Source organism: Streptomyces sp. NPDC058697, from assembly GCF_042715345.1.
GTDB lineage: Bacteria > Actinomycetota > Actinomycetes > Streptomycetales > Streptomycetaceae > Streptomyces > Streptomyces liliifuscus.
Genome location: NZ_JBHXSU010000003.1, coordinates 362,948 through 380,406 on the forward strand (window position 1 = coordinate 362,948; position 17,459 = coordinate 380,406).

The following is a 17,459-nucleotide window of genomic DNA, read 5'->3' on the forward strand; positions in this document are numbered from 1 at the left end:
GCCGCGTCGACCGTGGGAGACTTTTCGGCGTGAGCGCCATTGACCGCCCCAAGGGCCAGCAGCCGACAGCGACGTACGACTCCACCTTCCTCAAGGCGTGCCGACGCGAGCCCGTGCCGCACACGCCCGTCTGGTTCATGCGGCAGGCGGGGCGGTCACTGCCCGAGTACCTGAAGGTGCGCGAGGGCATCCCCATGCTGGAGTCCTGCATGCGGCCCGAGCTGGTCACCGAGATCACGCTCCAGCCGGTACGGCGGCACGACGTGGACGCGGCGATCTACTTCAGCGACATCGTCGTACCCCTGAAGGCCATCGGTATCGACCTCGACATCAAGCCCGGTGTGGGTCCGGTGGTCGAGAAGCCGATCCGCTCCCGCGCCGACCTCGCCCAGCTGCGCGACCTGACGCCCGACGACGTCTGGTACGTCACCGAGGCCATCGGACTGCTCACGCGCGAACTCGGCCCGAGGCCCCTCATCGGTTTCGCCGGCGCGCCCTTCACGCTCGCCAGCTACCTCGTGGAGGGCGGGCCGTCCCGCAACCACGAGCACACCAAGGCCCTCATGTACGGCGACCCGCAGCTCTGGGCCGACCTGCTCGACCGGCTCGCGGACATCACGGCCGCCTTCCTCCGGGTGCAGATCGAGGCCGGGGCCAGCGCCGTCCAGCTCTTCGACTCCTGGGTCGGCGCGCTCGCACCCGCCGACTACCGGCGCTCGGTCATGCCCGCCTCCACGAAGGTGTTCAAGGCCGTCGAGGAGTACGGGGTGCCTCGCATCCACTTCGGGGTCGGTACGGGTGAGCTGCTCGGGCTGATGGGCGAGGCCGGTGCGGATGTCGTCGGCGTCGACTGGCGTGTGCCGCTCGACGAGGCCGCGCGGCGGGTCGGTCCCGGCAAGGCGTTGCAGGGCAACCTCGATCCGGCGGTTCTGTTCGCCCCGACCGAGGCCGTCGAGGAGAAGACCCAGGAGGTTCTTGACGCGGCGGCGGGGCTGGAGGGGCATGTGTTCAATCTTGGGCATGGTGTTCTGCCGTCGATGGATCCGGATGCGTTGACTCGGCTTGTGGAGTACGTCCACATGCGCACGGCGCGTTGACGTTCGGCTGGTAGCTCGTGATTTGTCTGCGGCCCGGTGGGGGCTTGTCGCGCAGTTCCCCGCGCCCCTATGGGGCCCGGGGGTGTGCCCTTCTGCCCCACAGGAGGCCTCGGGGCTCGGGTGGGGGTGGCGTGCCCGGGCGTAGGGGCCAGGCCAGGAGCATGCCTGTCAGGAAGCCGGCCACGTGGGCCACGTATGCCACGGTGCCTGCCTCGGAGACGCCGGTGCCGGAGGAGTACACCGCCTGGAGGATGAACCAGGAGCCCAGCACGATCCACGCGGGCAGGCGCAGTGGCAGGAAGATCAGGAACGGGACGAGGACCCAGACCCTGGCCTTCGGGTAGAGCACCAGATACGCGCCCAGGACGCCGGCGATCGCACCCGACGCGCCGATCAGCGGGTCGGTGGAGTCGGCGTTGACGACGGCGAAGCCGTACGCCGCCGCGTAGCCGCAGGCCACGTAGAACAGCGTGTAGCGGATGTGGCCGAGGCGGTCCTCGATGTTGTTGCCGAAGATCATAAGGAACAGCATGTTGCCGAGCAGGTGCAGCCAGCTGCCGTGCAGGAACATCGCCGTGAGGACCGACATCGGGGGCGACTTGTCGTAGCCGGGCGGGCCGAGCAGGCAGCCCGCGCCCTGCGGGCCCACGCCCACGTCACCGGTGGGGACGGTCGTCGGCGTCTGGCCGTGGATCAGTTCCCGGGGCACCGCCGCCCAGTGGTCCAGGAACGCCTGGAGGTGGCACAGCTGGGCCGGGCCGCTCTCGCCGGTGATCGAGCTCGCCACACCCGGAGTGGCCAGGAACACCACGAAGTTGGCGGCGATCAGCGCGTACGTCACATACGGCGTGCGACGGACCGGGTTCACGTCATGGACGGGGATGACCACGGGGAAATTCTGCCCGGGTTCGGGGGACTCTGAACGGGACCGCGGGCGGGTGCGTATGTCTCGGCAACCGTCGTGATCCAAGCAACACGTGAGGAACAGGTCAATGAACGACCGAGTCACTCAGCCCCTGATCGCCACGCCGGACGGAGAGGCGGAGCTTGCCCTCGTGGTCAGGCTGCCGTGGGAGGACGTGGCCGCGCTCGGCCAGGAGGCCGGTCGGCTGGCCGCCAGCATGCAGCGGCCGGTGACGTTGGACGAGGCGGTGAGCCATCGGCTGCGGAGCCGGCAGGCGGGGTCGCATGCGCGGCCTCAGCAGGCGCCGCCGATGCCGCCTTCGGCGGTGTCTGCGCCTGGGGTGTCGACGGTTTCGTCGTTGCCGCGGTCGCCGGGGGAGCAGGCTCGGCAGGCCATAGAGAAGATCAACGGGAACGGGTCGGCTCAGGGGGCCTGAGGGGGGTTGTCGGCTGCGGGTTGGTTGTGGCTTGTCGCGCAGTTCCCCGCGCCCCTGGGTGGGCTGGGGTTGTGTGTTGGCTGACGGTCCGTGGGGGCTTGTCGCGCAGTTCCCCGCGCCCCTGAATGGGCGGCCCCAGCTAGGAGGAAGCCGTGCCTCCCCGAACCGCCGTCACCGCCTTGCGGGCCGCTACCAGGATGGGGTCCCAGACCGGGGAGAACGGTGGGGCGTAGCCGAGGTCTAGGGCTGTCATCTGTTCGACCGTCATGCAGGCGGTGAGGGCCACGGCCGCGATGTCGACGCGTTTGGCGGCGCCTTCCTGGCCGACGATCTGGACGCCGAGGAGGCGGCCGGTGCGGCGTTCGGCGAGCATCTTGACCGTCATGGGGTCGGCGCCCGGGTAGTAGCCCGCGCGGCTCGTCGACTCGATGGTGACCGTCTCGAACTGGAGGCCCGCCCGGCGGGCGTCCTTCTCGCGCAGGCCGGTGCGGGCGATCTCCAGATCGCAGACCTTGCTGACCGCCGTGCCGACGACGCCGGGGAACGTGGCGTAGCCGCCGCCGACGTTCGCGCCGATCACCTGGCCGTGCTTGTTGGCGTGGGTGCCGAGGGCGATGTGGCGTTCGCGGCCCGAGACCAGGTCGAGGACCTCGACGCAGTCGCCGCCCGCCCAGATGTTCTCGTGCCCGCGCACCCGCATGGCCAGATCGGTCAGCAGCCCCTTGTGGTCGCCGAGCGGCAGCCCCGCGGCCTCGGCGAGCGCGGTCTCGGGACGTACGCCGATGCCGAGGACCACCACGTCCGCCGGATACTCCACGTCCTCCGTCGCCACCGCGCGGACCCGGCCGTCCTGACCGGTGAGGATCTTGGTGACCTCGGTGTCGTTCACCATCGTGATGCCGAGGCCCTCCATGGCCTCGTGCACCAGACGGCCCATGTCCGGGTCGAGCGTCGACATGGGTTCCTGGCCGCGGTTGACGACCGTCACCTCGTACCCGCGGTTGATCAGCGCCTCGGCCATCTCCACACCGATGTAGCCCGCGCCGATCACCACCGCGCGGCGGCCCGCCGTACGGGCCAGTGTGTCGAGGAGGGCCTGCCCGTCGTCGAGGGTCTGCACGCCGTGCACCCCGGGCGCGTCGATGCCGGGGAGCGAGGGCCGCATCGGATGGGCGCCCGTCGCGAGCACGAGCTTGTCGTACGACGTCCACGCCTCGGCGCCGGACTCCAGGTCCAGGGAGCGTACGCGGCCGCCCTCGACGTCGAGTTCCGTGACCTCCGTACGCATCCGCAGGTCGATCCCGCGTGCCCGGTGCTCCTGTGGTGACCGCGCGATCAGCTGGTCCCGGTCCGTGACGTCACCGCCCACCCAGTAGGGGATGCCGCACGCCGAGTAGGAGGTGAAGTGGCCCCGCTCGAACGCCACGATCTCCAGCTCGTCGGGGCCCTTCAGACGGCGCGCCTGGGACGCGGCGGACATGCCCGCCGCGTCCCCGCCGACGACGACCAGGCGCTCTTGGGAACGGCTCGCACGGCTCATGCTCATACGAACACGCTACGGGGGTCCCGCATTTCGGTCCTGGTCGGGATCGCGCCGATTCGCTCGGGTCCGTTCAGTCCTTGTTGTCGCCCTCTCCCCGGACCGGCGGGGCGACGGGCAGCGAACTCGTGCCCGCGCCGCTCGGGGCCGCCGCGACCGGGCGGGCCGGCGTCCGGCCGCGCAGGAAACGCACCCACAGGAACAGCAGCAGCGCCGCGCCGACCAGGAAGGGCAGGACCGCCCCGAGAGCCAGCGCGATCCAGCGGAACATGGTGACGAACGCGTCCCAGCCGCCCCCGAGCGCGTCCGCGAACCCCGGGTCGTCGTCCTCGACGACCTTTTTCACCGGCGTCTCGGACAGTGACAAAGTGATCGTGGCCAGGCTCGTACGGTCCTTCAGGGAGGCCTGCTGGGCCAGCAGCGACTCCAGGTCGGCCTGACGGGTGCTCAACTCGCCTTCGAGGGTGACCACATCGCTCAGCCTGGTCGCCTGGTCCATCAGCTCGCGGATCCGCACCACACTGGCGCGCTGCGACTTGATACGGCTCTCCACGTCGACGACCTGCTCCGTGACGTCCTCGGCCTTCGCCCTGCGGTCGAGGAGCTTGCCCGAGCCCTCCAGCTCCGTGAGGACCTCCTCGTACTTGTCCGAGGGCACCCGCAGGACGACACGGGAGCGCTCGCGGCCCTTGGAGTCGCGGTCCGTGGTCTCGTTGCCGACCATGCCGCCGGCGTTCTCGACCACCGTGCGGGTCTCGGCGAGGGACTTCGGCACGTCCTTGACCTGCACGGTCAGGGACGCGGTGTGGATGATGTGGGCGGTGAGCCGCGGTGCGGCGGCCTGCTCCTGCTTGGCGCTGCCCGCGTCGCTGTCGGCCGCGCCTCCGCCCGCCTCGTTCGAGCCCGGGGCGACGGCGGCCTTGTCGGCATTCGAGCTGGAGTCCCCGCCGTCGTCCGCGCCCGTGCAGCCCGTCAGGGCGAGGGCCGCGGCGAGGCACAGCGCCGAGAGGATCTGGACAGGTCGTGCTGATCGATGCCTGGTCGTGCCACTGCCACGCGTCTGCATATCGGCTTACCCCCGAGGGTGTCGTGATGACTGACGCTCCTACGACGCAGAGCCCTGGTGAGACGTTGGCCGGATCCGGTCCCGAAGAGGTCACGGTCCGGACTCGTCATGGACACCCTCACGGGCACGTTCACCGGCACCCTCACGGGCACCGGGGCCCGCGGGACTGTCGGTGGGGTCTGGGACAGTGGAGACATGCACGCAGACACACGTACGGGCACGGGTCATGTCGTCGTCATCGGGGGCGGTATCGCCGGTCTGGCCGCCGCCCACCGGCTGCTGGACGGCGGGGCGCGCGTGACCGTGCTGGAGGCCTCGGACCGGCTCGGCGGCAAGCTGCTGCCCGGTGAGATCGCCGGCGTCCGGGTCGACCTCGGTGCCGAGTCGATGCTCGCCCGGCGGCCCGAGGCGGTGGCGCTCGCGCGCGAGGTGGGCCTCGCCGACCGGCTCCAGCCGCCCGCGACGGCCGGCGCCTCGATCTGGACACGCGGGGCGCTGCGGCCGATGCCCAAGGGGCACGTCATGGGTGTCCCCGGAGACGCGGCCGCCCTCTCCGGAGTCCTCTCGGAGGAGGGCCTGCGCCGGATCGAGCGCGACCGCGACCTGCCGCGCACGGAGGTCGGCGACGACGTGGCGGTGGGGGAGTTCGTCGCCGCGCGCCTCGGCCGCGAGGTCGTCGACCGCCTCATCGAGCCACTCCTCGGTGGTGTCTACGCGGGCGACGCGTACCGCATCTCGATGCGCTCGGCCGTCCCCCAGCTCTTCGAGGCGGCCCGCAGCCACACGTCGTTGACGGAGGCCGTCCGCGATATCCAGGCGAGGGCGGCGAGGAACCAGCAGACGGGGCCGGTCTTCACCGGTATCGAGGGCGGCATCGGCGGGCTTCCGCTCGCCGTCGCGGAGTCGGTGCGTGCCCGGGGCGGCGAGATCGTCGCGGGGGCACCGGTGACGGAGCTGCGGCGGGTCGAGGGCGAGGCGTCGGGGGCGGACGGCGGCGGGCGCTGGCGTGTCGTCGCCGGTGGTGACGTCCTCCATGCCGACGCCGTCGTGGTGGCGGTGCCCGCCGGCGCCGCGGCCGGGCTGCTCGGCGCCGAGGCCCCGGCCGCCGCGGCCGAACTCGCGACCGTGGAGTACGCCTCCATGGCACTGATCACCCTCGCCTACCGCCGCGATGAAATCACCCTTCCTGAAGGGAGCGGTTTTCTGGTGCCGCCTGTTGACGGGCGCACCATCAAGGCTTCGACGTTCGCCTCCCAGAAGTGGGGCTGGATCGCGGAGGAAGACCCGGACGTGGTGGTCCTGCGCACGTCCGTCGGGCGCTACGGCGAGACGGAGATCCTCGGCCGGGACGACGCCGGGCTCGTCGACGTGTCGCGGCACGACCTGCGCGAGGCCACCGGCCTTGACGCCCGGCCCGTCGAGACCCGGGTGACCCGCTGGACCGACGGACTGCCCCAGTACCCGGTCGGGCACCACGCGCGCGTGGCCCGCATCCGCGAGCACGTCGGCAAGCTGCCCGGCCTCGCCGTCTGCGGAGCGGCGTACGACGGCGTCGGCATCCCGGCCTGTATCGCGAGCGCGAACGCGGCCGTGGACAAGCTGACCGGCGACCGCGCCGGACTGACGGACGCCCTGATCACGAACCCGGTGCAGAGCCTGCACGGCGGAGCGGGAGAATAGCCCCATGAGTGACGACGCCCCCACCACCGGCCAGGCCAGGATTCCGAACGCCGGCAAGAAGGCCAAGGACCTCAACGAGGTCATCCGCTACACCCTCTGGTCCGTGTTCAAACTGCGCGATGTCCTGCCCGTGGACCGCGCCGGGTACGCGGACGAGGTCCAGGAGCTCTTCGACCAGCTCGACGCCAAGGACGTCACGGTCCGCGGCACGTACGACGTGTCGGGGCTGCGTGCCGACGCCGACCTCATGATCTGGTGGCACGCCGAGACGGCCGACCAGCTCCAGGAGGCGTACAACCTCTTCCGCCGTACGAAGCTGGGCCGCGCGCTGGAGCCGGTCTGGTCGAACATGGCGCTGCACCGGCCGGCGGAGTTCAACCGCTCGCACATCCCGGCGTTCCTCGCCGACGAGACGCCGCGCAACTACGTCAGCGTCTATCCCTTCGTGCGCTCCTACGACTGGTATCTGCTGCCGGACGAGGACCGTCGCCGGATGCTCGCCGACCACGGCAAGATGGCCCGTGGGTACCCGGACGTGCGGGCCAACACGGTTGCCTCGTTCTCGCTCGGTGACTACGAGTGGATGCTCGCCTTCGAGGCGGACGAGTTGTATCGCATTGTGGATCTCATGCGGCACCTTCGTGCGTCCGAGGCTCGGATGCATGTCCGGGAAGAGGTGCCGTTCTATACCGGGCGGCGGAAGTCTGTTGCCGAGCTGGTTGCCGGGCTCGCGTAGCGCTCCGCGGGTGGGCTTTTACGTTGGCTGCGGGTGTGTGGGGGCTGGTCGCGCAGTTCCCCGCGCCCCTGAAGGGCGTCGCCCCTAGAGGGGCGGTGCCGGACTTGGCTCCTTGTGCGGTGCGCAGGTCGCGCCTCGCACCGGGAGCCTGCCCTCCAGCAAGTACGCGTCCAAGTGGGCGTTGACGCATGCGTTGGAGGCGCCGCCGATGCCGTGTGAGCCCGATGCCCGTTCGGTGACCAGGGCCGAGCCGGACAGGCGGCGGTGCAGCTCCAGGGCGCCGGTGTACGGGGTCGCCGCGTCTCGTTCGGCGGCCAGGATCAGCGTCGGCGGCAGTTCGCCGGGTGATGTCCGTACGTCGAGCGGCCGTTGGCGTGGCAGGGGCCAGTAGGCGCAGGGCAGGTTCGTCCAGACGTTGTCCCAGGTCTCGAACGGGGCCACGCGGGCGAGCCGGGTGTTGTCGCGGTCCCAGGTGTGCCAGGCGCGCGGCCACGGCGCGTCGTTGCACTCGATGGCGGTGTAGACCGCCTTGCCGTTCTCCTGCTCCTCCACCGCGTCCGGGTTCGGCCCCGCCTGCCGGATCAGCGGCTGCGGATCGCCCTTCAGATAGGCGGAGAGCGCCAGCGCGCGCTGCGGCCAGTAGTCGTCGTAGTACCCGGCCTGCAGGAACGTGCCCTGGAGCTGACCCGGACCGACCTTGCCGCCCGCGGGTTCGGCGGCGAGCCGGGCCTTCGCCCGCTCGTAACTGCGCAGCACCTCCTCCGGCGTGCGGCCGAGCCCGTACACCTTGTGGTGCTTGGCGATCCAGGTGCGGAAGTCGGCCCAGCGGCCCTCGAAGGCGGCCGACTGGTCGAGGTTGTTCCGGTACCAGACCTTGTCCGGATCCGGGTTCACGGCCGAGTCGAAGACCATCCGGCGCACGTGCGAGGGGAACAGCGTCGCGTAGAGGGAAGCGAAGTACGTGCCGTACGAGGCCCCCATGAACGTCAGCTTCCGTTCGCCGAGGGCGGCGCGCAGGACGTCCAGGTCGCGGGCGTTGTTGAGCGAGGAGAAGTGCCGGATCTCGCGCCCCGACCGCTCGACGCAGCCCCGCGCGTACGCCTTGGCCCGCGCGATGCGTTCCTCCTTGTACGACTCCGAGGGGTACGTCGGCGACTGCGAGGGGCCCTTCAGGAGTCGTTTCGGGTCCTGGCAGGAGAGCGGCGCCGAGCGGCCGACCCCGCGCGGGGCGTAGCCGACGAGGTCGTACGCCCCGGCGATGCGCTTCCACTCGGGGATCATGCCGATCAGCGGGAAGTACATGCCCGAGGCGCCCGGACCACCGGGGTTGAAGACCAGCGCGCCCTGCCGCGGGACCGGCCGTCTGCCGTCCTTGCCGGTGGCCTTGACCCGGCTGACGGTCAGTTTGATCTTCTTGCCCTCGGGGTGCGCGTAGTCGAGCGGCACCTCCACCGTGCCGCACTGCAGGCTGCCCGGGGTGTCCTGCTCCTCCGAGCAGTTGCCGAACCGGATGCCCTCGGCGGCGGCGCGCTGGGCGGCGACCGCAGTGCCGTGCAGTTCGGTCCATCCGGGGGAGGTCTGGGCGCCGCCCGCGGGGGCGGCGACGACTGCGGTCAGAACCAGGGACCCGGCCGTTCCGTAGAGGGCGGCAGCTCGCATCGCGTTCCCTTCAGTGCACGGCAGCAACAAAAGGGATGTTTCGTTCGGTACTTGGCGAAGTAAAGCACCGGCCCGCCGGTGTCGGCCCAATGACCCCGATGCGCGCCCGGCGCGCGTCCCCGGCGCGCCCTAGGCGTGCGGCTCGCGGTGCGCGAAGGCCGCCCGCAGGTCCGGTTCGCCGATCGCGCGGATGCCGCGTACGGCCACGGTGGTGAGGTACGTACGGTCGTCGCTGCCGGTGTCCGCGCGGTGGGCCAGGGCGCTGAGCAGGTGCTGGCCGGCCGGGGACGCCCAGCGCGTGTAGGGGTGGACCTCGATCCGGGCTATGGCCAGGCAGCTCAGGGTGAGGATGAGCGGCAGCGTGAACCAGATGGCCACCAGGGGCCGGTTCTCCTGCGCCTGAGCAGGCATCAACAGGGCGACCGCGCCGAGTGCCAGCACGGCCACCGCGGCGGCCCGCACTTGACGGACCGCGCCCGCGACGGTGGTGCGGGCGCCGTCCGGCACGGCGAGGCCCGCCGCGACGAGGCGGTCGGCGAGGACGCGTACGGACTCAGCGGCGGCCGCGGTCGTACGGACCGGCGCGATCCGCGACTGTCCGTCCGGGCCTATCGCGCCCAGCACCGAGCGTTCCATCTCGTCCCGGCCGCGCGGGTCCACGACGGTCGCCCAGCCCGTGTGGGCGAGCAGCAGGCGGCGCTGGCGGGCCATCGACACAAGCGTCAGATCGGCGACCCGCGCGGGGCCGCCCGACAGGAACGCCGCCTCGTACAGCGTGAGGCCGCGGCCGTTGAACCGGTCCGTCTCGTCGATGACGGCGGCGGCGCGGACGGAGGCCAGACACAGACGCGTGCACGTGGTGCCGGCCGCGACCCAGGCCAGGAGCAGGAGGAGGACCCAGAGCATGCGGGATTTCTATGCGAAGGAGGCCCGGGCGCGCCACGGCTTGTTCACAATTTGGACGGAGCGTCGTCACAGTGTGACGTTTCGCTTCGCTGCGTTCCGGTTGTCAGGGCTTCTTGTCCTCGGACGTGTCCGGTGGGCGGCTCGTCGCGGGCGGCGGCAGGGTGTACGTCGGTGAAGGGGAGGGGGAGGCCGGGGGCGGGGAGACCGGGACGGGCGGGCTCGGGGAGTCCGTCGGACCGGGCGGGGCCGGGGAGTTGGTGAGCGGCGGCGGGCTCGCGGTGGCCGCGTCCCGGGCCAGGGCGTCGAAGTCGACGAGACCGGTGGCCTCCAGGACCGTGATGTGGTCCAGAACAGTGGTGTTCGCGTCGTCGGCGAGGCCCCGGACGAGCGAGTTGCGGGTGCTCGCACGGACCTGGGCGACCAGGCCGAAGACCTTGCCGTGCGCCTTGCGCAGGATGTTCGCGAACTGGACGTCGTACTCCTCGCCCCGGGCCGCGCTCAGCGTGCCGAGCCACGCCTTCTGCTGTTCGTTGGGCTGGTTGGGCAGCTGGAGCCCGAGCTGCGAGGCCACTTCGCGCACCCGCTCGTCCAGGAACGTGTGCCCCTCCACGAGGTGCCTACCGGCGGTCTTGACCGCCTGGGTCGTGCCGCGCTCCTGGGCCTGCTGGCCGGCGGGCAGCTCCCACAGGCCCGCGAGCCGCACCTTGGTGACGAAGTCCCGGTCCAGCGCGGACAGCGGGCCGTACCTCGTCGACAAGGTCTGGGCGTTCAGCGTGTCCACACCGGTGCCCGACCGGTCCGCGTACGACCAGATCGGGAAGATCAGCGCCACGAGGGTCGCCGCCAGGCCCGTGACGATGAGCCCGGTGCCGCTGAACAGTCCGCGGCTGTTGATGGATCGCATGGTGCCTCCTGTTGCGGCACCGCACGTTAGTGCGCTTCGGGTTGGGCTGGAATATTACTGCGCGGCGTACGTCAACTGAGGTACGGGTTCGGACGGTTGCCGCACGAATCCGGACAGACGGCCGCAGGCGGGGTGTTTTCGCAGGTGGAGGCGGTGCGGCGGCGCGCGGACGACGGCGGGCGGGCTTCCACGCACCACGCGCATGCGCGGGGTGCGCCCGGCGTCGGCCGGATGCGAGCCCGCGCGCCCGGCCCTCGGGGCACGTGCACTGAGCAGCCAAGAGGCCCACGGTTCTGTACAGATCGGGCGCCCATGTCGTCCGGTGAGCGATGTCACGCGGTGACGAAGGCCTCTACGCCCGGCGTCGACTCGTTCTCAACGCCCCGGCGGGACCCGTCGGCGCCTGGGTGGGACGCGCCTCAACGCCTCAGCAGTACCCGCCGTGTGGCGCGGGCCAGCCGGGCCGCAGGGTGCTGCGACAGCGGGGCCGGTCCCGAGCGCTCCAGCCACCAGTCGCTCACGCGCCGCCGTACGTCCGGGTCCTCCAGCCGGCCGCCCAGCAGCAGATGCTCGGCGAAGTCCAGCGCGTCCCGCCGGTAGCCGCCGGTCATCGGATGGCCGTGCGCGTACGCGACGAACGCCTTGCGGTACGCCCCCGCCAGAATCTCCGGCAGCTCGGGCGCGACCTTGGCCACGACATCGGCCCGCTTGCCCGCCAGCGCCCGGGCCTGCACCGAGAGCCGGCTCCCGTCGAAGCCCTCCGGCACGGGCGTCCCGGCGACCAGCGCGGACAACAGGGCAGCCTGCGCGAGGGCGAGCCGCTGGCGGGAGGGGTCGGTGGACGGTGCTGCCTTCAGCGCATCGCCGGATGCCCGCTCGGCGGCGGGGCTCGCGGCAGGCTCGTCCGGAGCCTCCGTCGGCTCCGGTGCTTCCGATGCCTCCGGAACCAGTGAGAGAGCCCCCTTCTCCACCGTCTCCCGTATCGCCGTCAGCTCTCGTTCCAGCTCGGCCGGTGCGGGGAAGTTCTCGTCGCGCTCCAGGAGTACGCCCGGCGGGCGGACCCGGGAGGACAGGTCGGCGAGGATCGCGAGGACGGCCGGCGGCACGGCGTGGGCGTGGCTGTCGTGCCAGACGCCGTCGCGTTCGAAGCCGCCGGCGACATGGACGTACGCGATGGCCTCGACGGGCAGTTCGTCCAGGGCCTTGGCGGGGTCCTCGCCGCGGTTGACGTGGTTGGTGTGGAGGTTGGCCACATCGATGAGGAGGCGTACGCCGGTGCGGTCGGCCAGGTCGTACAGGAACTGTCCCTCGGTCATCTCCTCGCCCGGCCAGGAGATCAGCGCCGCGATGTTCTCGACCGCGAGGGGCACGGGCAGCGCGTCCTGGGCGATGCGGACGTTCGCGCAGAGGACGTCGAGGGCGTCCCGGGTGCGGGGGACGGGCAGCAGATGACCGGCCTCCAGGCGGGGCGAGGCGGTGAGGGCCCCGCCCGCGCGGACGAACGCGATGTGCTCGGTGACCAGCGGGGAGCCGAGGGCCTCGGCGGCCGCCGCGAGATCGGCGAGCTTTCCCTCGTCAGGACGGTCGGCACCGCCGAGGCCGAGCGACACCCCGTGCGGAACCACCGTGACGCCGCGCTCGCGCAGCCGCACCAGCGACTCCGGGAGATGCCCCGGGCACACGTTCTCCGCGACGGCCTCGACCCAGTCGATGCCGGGCATGCCCTCCACGACCGCCGCGATCTCCGGCCGCCACCCGATTCCCGTACCCAAGTGCTTCATCGCGTCCCCCTCCTTCACCACGGCTTCACCAGGACCTGTGCGTCGTCTCCTTCGACGGACCTGTTTGTTCCGGCGTGACGGGGTCATGGCCCCGGGAAGCGGGGCCGAACCCATCGGCGGGGACGTTCAGAGCAACATTTGAGCTTCGGGACGGGCTGAGGTCATCCCTCGCTAGGGAGTGGGATCGGGCGAGGCCCCGCTCCCCGGATTGTCCGGGTCCTCGGCTTCCGGCCGGTTCGTGTTGACCGTGCCCGGTGCACCCGGTGAGGGCCGCGAGGTGGTCTGGATGTCGCCCGACGCCTCCGCGGCCGGTGCCGCGGGCGGGGCCACGCCCGAGACCGGCGGCGGCGGACCGCTCGGGCTGGCCGTCGATCCGGCCACCGAGTCGGTGGCTATCGCTTCGAAGTCGATCGCGCCGGTCTTCTCCAGCACCGTGATGTGGTCGAGCACGGTCTGGTTGGTGTCCGAGGCGAGCTGACGCACGAGCGTGTTGCGCGTCTGGTTCCGGACCGTGCCGATGACCGGGAAGATCTTGCCGTGCGCGGACCGGAGGAGGTTCGCCCACACCTTCACGTAGTCCTCGTCCGAGGCCGCGGACATCTGGTTCAGCCAGCCCTGCTGCTGCTCGGTGGGCTGGTTCGGCAGTTCGAGACCGAGATCCCGTGCGACGCTGCGTGCGCGCTTGTCGAGGTCGGTGTGACCGACGATCAGGTGGTCGGCCGCCTCCCGCACCGGACCGCTCGGGAAGCGCTCGGCAGCCTGCTGGCCCGCGGGCAGCTCCCACAGCCCTGCCAGCCGCACGCGGGTGATCAGGTCACGGTCGTTGGCCGTCAGCGGGCCCCAACGCGTCGGTACGGTCCCGGCGGCGAGGTTCGCCTCCCCCGTCCCGGCGCGGTCGGCGTAGGACCACACGGGGAACGCGAGCGCGCCGAGTGTGCCTACGAGTGCCACGATGACGAGGGCCGTGCCGTTGATACGCCGCAAAGGTGCCTCCCGGAATATGCCAACTGGTCGTTGGGAATCTGTACTTGGCCAGCGCAGGGAGATACGTGCGGGGCGGGCGGTGCGTTCAACGGCCGATGTTTGGTGAGTCACTTTTGTTGTTCGGGCGTGTCGCGAGGACCGGGCGGGTCAGCCCGGTCCTCGCGACACGCTGTCGGGCCGGCTCGCTCAGCTGAACGGGTCGAGCGTGATGTACGCCGTCTGCGGGTTGCCGTCGTTGACCAGCGACTCGTGGTTGCCGACGTCGTCGAAGGCGAAGCCGTACGCCTTGCCGTCGGCCATCTGGGCGTGGATCTTCCGGGAGTAGTGGTTGGTCACGGTGTCCTGGTAGAAGCCCGCGGAACTCGTGTCGGGCTGGTTGGGGTTGGTCAGGAGCGTGGACCGGTTGTAGCCCGCGCACAGGGTGCGGGAGATCGGGCCGCGCACCAGGTCGTTCGGCGCGTCGAGATGCTTGTAGCAGCCGAAGATGCTGTCCGAGTCGGGCTTCTGGAAGCTGGTGACGACGGCGCCCGAGCCGTTGGTGAAGTTCATGACGTTGCCGGAGACCCTGCCGTAGTACTTGGTGGCCGGCTGGTTCGCGAACGGTGTCACCGTCAGTGTGGAGGTGGCGTACTTGCTCCACACGCGGTTGACGTAGTCGTTCATGACGGTGCTCGGCAGGGCGCCGGACTCGATGCCGTGGCCGGGTGCGAGGGCCCGCAGCACGGTCCCGTCGGAGCGGGTCCTGATGAGGTTGGCCCAGCCGCCGGGCTGGCCCCGCAGGGCGTTGAAGAAGCCGTTGTAGCCGCCCGGCTTCAGGTGACCGGTGTTCTTTACCGTGCCGGCGGTGTTCTTGACGCCGACCGCGTAGGGGGCCGAGAACATGTCCACCTGTGTGCTGTTGATCCACAGGCCGGAGTCGTTGAGCGTGTACTCGGTCCAGTTGAAGAGGATGTTCGCGTTCGGGTCGGTCGGGTTCTGCACCGCGGGCTGCACGAGACCGCCGGTGGTCAGCTTGAAGACGAGCTTCTGGCCGTACGAGAAGTAGACCCGCCCGGAGAACTTCGGCATCCGGATCGTCTTGGTCTGGCCGTTGGCCGGTCCGGCGATCGAGGCGTCGGGCGCGGGGGTCGGCGGGTTGCCGCCGGCCGGCCAGGCGTGGAAGGTGCCGTTCGCGTCGGCCCAGCCCTGCTGGCCGGTCGAGAGCAGGGTCCCGATGTTGTAGATGTAGATCTGGTCGCCGCGCCCGGAGTTGTTCTTGAACTCCAGCGGGATGGTCGTGGGCACCGCGGCTTCGGCTCGGGATGCGGGGCCCACCGTCGTGAGTCCCGTGGTGACGGTTGCCGCGGCGACCAGGGCCACCAGCGCTTTCCGTAGGGCAAGCACGCTCGTCCTCCTGCCAGGTGGGTTTCTCCCACCGGAGTCGAAATGCGACGGACGGATGGTCGGGGGCCGCGTCCCGTCATGGGGAGGTGAGGGGAGGCGGGCCCCTTCCAGTCGTTTGAGAGCGCTCTCAGAGTCTCCCCGTGAGCGGGACACGTCAAGGTCTAGACCAAGATGGTCATCGTCGGTCCGGCATCGACATACAGCCCGCGCACACCTTCGTGCGGGAACGGGTCACATCGACGGGCCGTGGGTCCAGGTGCCGGCGAGGAGCGTGGCGTGCACCGGCATCTCGCGCAGGGTCCGGGCGTCCGCGGTGAGCGGGTCGGCGTCGGTCACCACCAGGTCCGCCCGGTCGCCGACCCGGATCAGCCGCCGGCCCCGGGACGAGCCGGCCAGGGCGTCCGCCACCGGGATCCGCTGCTCCGGGTGCCACGGCGGGCGCTCGTCGCCGGTCCGGGTCACGGCCGACGCCATGGTCAGCCAGGGGTCGAGCGGCGCGACGGGGGCATCGGAGCCCAGCGCCAGGACGGCCCCGGCGGCGAGCAGGTCGGCGAAGGCGTACGCCCGGTGGGTGCGGCCCGCCCAGTGCCGGTCGGCGACATCCCGGTCGTCCACCGCGTGCGTGGGCTGGACGCTCACGGTGACGCCCAGTTCGGCGAAGCGCGGGATGTCCTTGGGGGCGAGCAGCTGGCCGTGCTCGATCCGGCCGTGGCAGCGCACCGCCTCGAAGGCGTCGAGGGTCATCTCGTTGGCGCGGTCCCCGATCGCGTGGATGGCGGGTTCGATCCCGTGGGAGGAGGCGCGGCGCAGCAGGGACACCAGCTCCTGCGGGGGCAGCTGCTCCAGTCCGTGGGAGCCGGGCTCGCCGGGGACCGTGCCCGGGTACGCCTCGTGGCACAGCGCGGTGCGGGTGTTGAGCGAGCCGTCGGTGAGCAGCTTGAACGGCCCGACCTCCAGCAGTCCGCCGGGGGTGTCCAGGGTCTGGCCGGTGCGGAGCCCGCGGCCGATCGCCGCCTCCAGCTGCGGGGACCAGACGGAGGCGGCCACGCGGAGCGGCACCGGGGCGCCGTTCATCCGGCGGGTCCAGTCCGCGATGTTGTCGGCGTACTCGAAGTCGACGATGCCGGTGATCCCGCGCGCGGCGGCGGCGACGCAGGCCTCCCGCACCCATTGGTCCGTCAACTCCACCGAGGCGGTGGGGAGTTGGGCCATGGCCTGGATGCACTCGTCCTCGCGCAGCAGCCCGGTGGGGTGGTCGCCGCGTCCGACCAGGGCGAGTCCGGCCGAGTTGAGCCAGGCGGAGTGCAGATCCATGCTGATCAGCAGGGCGGGGCGGTCCGGGACGAGGGTGTCGAGCAGGTCCTTGTGGGGCGCGTCCGGCCACAGTCCGTCGCGGAAGCCGTGGCCGATCATGGGCTCACCGGGCGGCAGGGCGGCGGCCTGTCGGCCGACCGCGTCCGCGGCCTCCCGCGCGGAGCGGGCGCCGGACACGTCGAGCCGGCGGCGCAGGCCCGCCCACTGGACCATGTGTACGTGCGAGTCCCACAGCCCCGGCAGCAGCGTACGGCCGTCGAGGTCGGCGCTCCGCCCGTCGGCGCGCGGTGATTCGCCCGCCGGGAAGACGGCGTTGACGAGACCGGACTCGATACGGACGTCGCTCAGCGGTCCGCCCGCGCCGAGGTGGACGCGGCGCAGGGTGAGCGGCTCGGTGGTGGCCGGCCGGGTGCCGGCCGCTGCTGCGGTGTTCGTGTGGGTCACGGCTTCCTCCGGATGTCGCGCATGGCGCGGGCGAGTTCGGGAACGGCGTACGGCAGGCCGGATTCGAGGGCACCGGCAAGGCGGAGGACGATCTCCCCGCGTTCGTCCTGGCTGAGTTTCGCCTTGGCCGTCACCTTCGTGGCGGGCAGCCGGAATCCGGTGACGGCGGCGGCGATCCGGTGGGCGTAGCTCTCCACTCGGGCCAGCCGCCACGGCTCGGGAAGGCGGTCCTCGAAGTGGTCGACGGTGGCGGACAGCACGTCGTACGTGTCCGCCGGGTCCAGGACCTCGGGGCGGCCGTGGACGTGCAGGACCGTGAAGTTCCAGGTCGGGACGTGGGGTGTCTCCTCGTACCAGCTCGGCGAGATGTAGCCGTGCGGTCCCTGGAGCACGACGACGACCTCGTGGGAGCCGAGTTCGTGCTTCCTGGCGTCGGCCCTGGCGAGGTGGCCGAGCAGAGTGGTGTCCTGGCGCGATTCGTCGACCAGGACCGGCAGGTGGGAGACGACCAGTCCGCGGTCGGGAGTGTGGCTGATCAGGGTGGCCCAGGGGTGGGCTCTCGCGAGATCACGGATCCGTCCGGGGTCGGTGACCCGGAAGATCTCCTGCTCCAGCATGTGCGCTG

Annotated in this window: 15 protein-coding genes; 4 read left to right on the top strand and 11 right to left on the bottom strand. The window is 71.4% G+C overall.

Annotated features, from left to right (window positions below):
* Positions 1 to 29 precede the first annotated feature (29 nt).
* Positions 30 to 1,097 carry a uroporphyrinogen decarboxylase gene (gene hemE / locus ACFWXQ_RS09410; protein ID WP_383952465.1) on the top strand — a complete coding sequence of 356 codons (1,068 nt, stop codon included), beginning with the start codon at positions 30 to 32 and terminating at the stop codon, positions 1,095 to 1,097.
* Positions 1,098 to 1,164: 67 nt separating this feature from the next.
* On the opposite strand, the gene ACFWXQ_RS09415 is transcribed toward hemE, so the two are convergent.
* Positions 1,165 to 1,986, bottom strand: a complete 822-nt coding sequence (locus tag ACFWXQ_RS09415; RefSeq protein WP_383952467.1) for a rhomboid family intramembrane serine protease — start codon at positions 1,984 to 1,986, stop codon at positions 1,165 to 1,167.
* Positions 1,987 to 2,089: 103 nt separating this feature from the next.
* Here ACFWXQ_RS09415 and ACFWXQ_RS09420 point away from each other — a divergent pair, with 103 nt between their 5' ends.
* Positions 2,090 to 2,437, top strand: coding sequence for a hypothetical protein (locus ACFWXQ_RS09420; protein WP_200395350.1), 348 nt, complete (start codon positions 2,090 to 2,092; stop codon positions 2,435 to 2,437).
* A gap of 139 nt (positions 2,438 to 2,576) precedes the next feature.
* Here the strand turns inward: ACFWXQ_RS09420 and ACFWXQ_RS09425 are convergent, their stop codons facing one another.
* Together ACFWXQ_RS09425 and ACFWXQ_RS09430 are read right to left on the bottom strand one after the other, a co-directional pair.
* Complete coding sequence (locus tag ACFWXQ_RS09425) at positions 2,577 to 3,983, bottom strand: FAD-dependent oxidoreductase (RefSeq protein ID WP_383952469.1); 1,407 nt, start codon at positions 3,981 to 3,983, stop codon at positions 2,577 to 2,579.
* A 67-nt stretch (positions 3,984 to 4,050) separates the two neighbouring features.
* Entirely contained in the window at positions 4,051 to 5,043 is a 993-nt protein-coding gene (locus ACFWXQ_RS09430) for a DUF4349 domain-containing protein (RefSeq protein ID WP_383952471.1), read from the bottom strand.
* Positions 5,044 to 5,238: 195 nt separating this feature from the next.
* On the opposite strand from ACFWXQ_RS09430, the gene hemG reads away from it, so the two are divergent.
* Positions 5,239 to 6,723, top strand: a complete 1,485-nt coding sequence (hemG, locus tag ACFWXQ_RS09435; protein WP_383952473.1) for a protoporphyrinogen oxidase — start codon at positions 5,239 to 5,241, stop codon at positions 6,721 to 6,723.
* A 4-nt stretch (positions 6,724 to 6,727) separates the two neighbouring features.
* Entirely contained in the window at positions 6,728 to 7,459 is a 732-nt protein-coding gene (hemQ, locus tag ACFWXQ_RS09440; RefSeq protein ID WP_383952475.1) for a hydrogen peroxide-dependent heme synthase, read from the top strand.
* An 84-nt stretch (positions 7,460 to 7,543) separates the two neighbouring features.
* Here the strand turns inward: hemQ and ACFWXQ_RS09445 are convergent, their stop codons facing one another.
* The 8 genes from ACFWXQ_RS09445 to ACFWXQ_RS09480 form a co-directional block, all read right to left on the bottom strand.
* Positions 7,544 to 9,118 (bottom strand): alpha/beta hydrolase, encoded by a 1,575-nt coding sequence (locus ACFWXQ_RS09445; protein WP_383952477.1) that lies wholly within the window; start codon positions 9,116 to 9,118, stop codon positions 7,544 to 7,546.
* A gap of 129 nt (positions 9,119 to 9,247) precedes the next feature.
* Positions 9,248 to 10,024 (bottom strand): TIGR04222 domain-containing membrane protein, encoded by a 777-nt coding sequence (locus ACFWXQ_RS09450; RefSeq protein WP_383952479.1) that lies wholly within the window; start codon positions 10,022 to 10,024, stop codon positions 9,248 to 9,250.
* Between the two features lie 103 nt (positions 10,025 to 10,127).
* Entirely contained in the window at positions 10,128 to 10,928 is an 801-nt protein-coding gene (locus ACFWXQ_RS09455; RefSeq protein ID WP_383952481.1) for a DUF4142 domain-containing protein, read from the bottom strand.
* Positions 10,929 to 11,347: 419 nt separating this feature from the next.
* Complete coding sequence (locus ACFWXQ_RS09460) at positions 11,348 to 12,709, bottom strand: DUF692 domain-containing protein (protein ID WP_383952483.1); 1,362 nt, start codon at positions 12,707 to 12,709, stop codon at positions 11,348 to 11,350.
* A gap of 171 nt (positions 12,710 to 12,880) precedes the next feature.
* Complete coding sequence (locus ACFWXQ_RS09465) at positions 12,881 to 13,693, bottom strand: DUF4142 domain-containing protein (RefSeq protein ID WP_383952485.1); 813 nt, start codon at positions 13,691 to 13,693, stop codon at positions 12,881 to 12,883.
* 186 nt (positions 13,694 to 13,879) lie between these two features.
* Complete coding sequence (locus tag ACFWXQ_RS09470) at positions 13,880 to 15,076, bottom strand: glycoside hydrolase family 64 protein (RefSeq protein ID WP_383951257.1); 1,197 nt, start codon at positions 15,074 to 15,076, stop codon at positions 13,880 to 13,882.
* A gap of 231 nt (positions 15,077 to 15,307) precedes the next feature.
* Entirely contained in the window at positions 15,308 to 16,834 is a 1,527-nt protein-coding gene (locus ACFWXQ_RS09475; RefSeq protein ID WP_383951255.1) for an amidohydrolase family protein, read from the bottom strand.
* Positions 16,831 to 17,451 (bottom strand): FMN-binding negative transcriptional regulator, encoded by a 621-nt coding sequence (locus ACFWXQ_RS09480; protein WP_383951253.1) that lies wholly within the window; start codon positions 17,449 to 17,451, stop codon positions 16,831 to 16,833. Before ACFWXQ_RS09480 ends, ACFWXQ_RS09475 begins: the two co-directional genes overlap by 4 nt.
* Positions 17,452 to 17,459 lie beyond the last annotated feature (8 nt).